The following is an 886-nucleotide window of genomic DNA, read 5'->3' as shown; positions in this document are numbered from 1 at the left end:
TATGCGCAGATGCGCCGGCAGCTGAACGCCCGCTTCGAGCAGCTGGAGGCCGAGGGCGCGCCGGCCGCCCGGATCGCCGCCGAACTGGGCATCACCGAGCGCGCGGTGCGGATGCGCCGTGCCGCCCGCCGCACCGACAATGGACAAGGCCGTCTGTTCTGATAGCCTTCTGACGATCCTTCACCGTTTGGCCGGAAGCGCTTCCGGGGCGATGCCCGCCTCAGGCGTCGCCATCGTGTTCGTCTCGCTGGAGACGAACCCATGCTCCCCTTCGTGCTCATCCTGCTGTCGGTCGCCTTCGGCGTCATCGTCGCCTTCGACACGGCCAGCCCCCTCCGAGGCGTGACGCGCACCGACATAGCGGTCGGCGTCGCCGGTTTCGCCTTGTGCTTCGCCGCACTCGTGGGCGTCGTGCTCATCGTCCGCCTCGCGTCGGCGCCGCTGCCATCCCCCGTCGTCACCACGCCCTTCGCCTTCGCGTTGGCGCTGCTCGTCGCCGGTCTGTTGCTCGCTCTCGGCATCCGCCGCCGCCGGGCGATCTGGATGGCCGTCCTCGCCGGCGGCGCGCTGCACGGCCTCGCCATTTTTGGCAACTTGGTCTGAGGCGCCGGCGATGATGACCATCGAGAACCACCGCCTGCTGGGCGCCCCCTTCCGCCGGACCCCGAACACCGGCCGGTCGCTCGTGCCGGCCGGCATCATCGTGCACGACACCGGCTCCATGAACGCGGCCGGCTCGATCAGCTGGCTCTGCGATCCTGCTTCCAAGGTGTCCGCCCATTTCGTCGTGGCGCGGGACGGCAGCGTAACGCAGCTCGCGCCGTGCAACGTTCAGACGTGGCACGCCGGCAAGTCCAGCTGGCGCGGCCGGTCGAACGTCAATTCG

At 69.9% G+C, this 886-nt stretch carries 2 protein-coding genes; both read left to right on the top strand.

Annotated elements, in window-relative coordinates; translation table 11 throughout:
• Positions 1-261 precede the first annotated feature (261 nt).
• Complete coding sequence (locus STARVERO_RS23290) at positions 262-603, top strand: hypothetical protein (RefSeq protein ID WP_159602669.1); 342 nt, start codon at positions 262-264, stop codon at positions 601-603.
• A gap of 10 nt (positions 604-613) precedes the next feature.
• Positions 614-886: N-acetylmuramoyl-L-alanine amidase (locus STARVERO_RS23285; RefSeq protein ID WP_200837964.1), on the top strand; the 273-nt coding region annotated here is incomplete at its 3' end.

This window comes from Starkeya nomas (assembly GCF_902703545.1).
GTDB classification, from domain to species: domain Bacteria; phylum Pseudomonadota; class Alphaproteobacteria; order Rhizobiales; family Xanthobacteraceae; genus Ancylobacter; species Ancylobacter moscoviensis.
The sequence above is the reverse complement of the archived record's forward strand: the minus strand, read 5'-3'. Positions and strand labels throughout refer to the sequence as shown.

Excerpts from the sequence above, each read along its gene's own strand:
- STARVERO_RS23290 (WP_159602669.1), top strand. The coding sequence starts at position 262 with ATGCTCCCCTTCGTGCTCATCCTGCTGTCGGTCGCCTTCGGCGTCATC.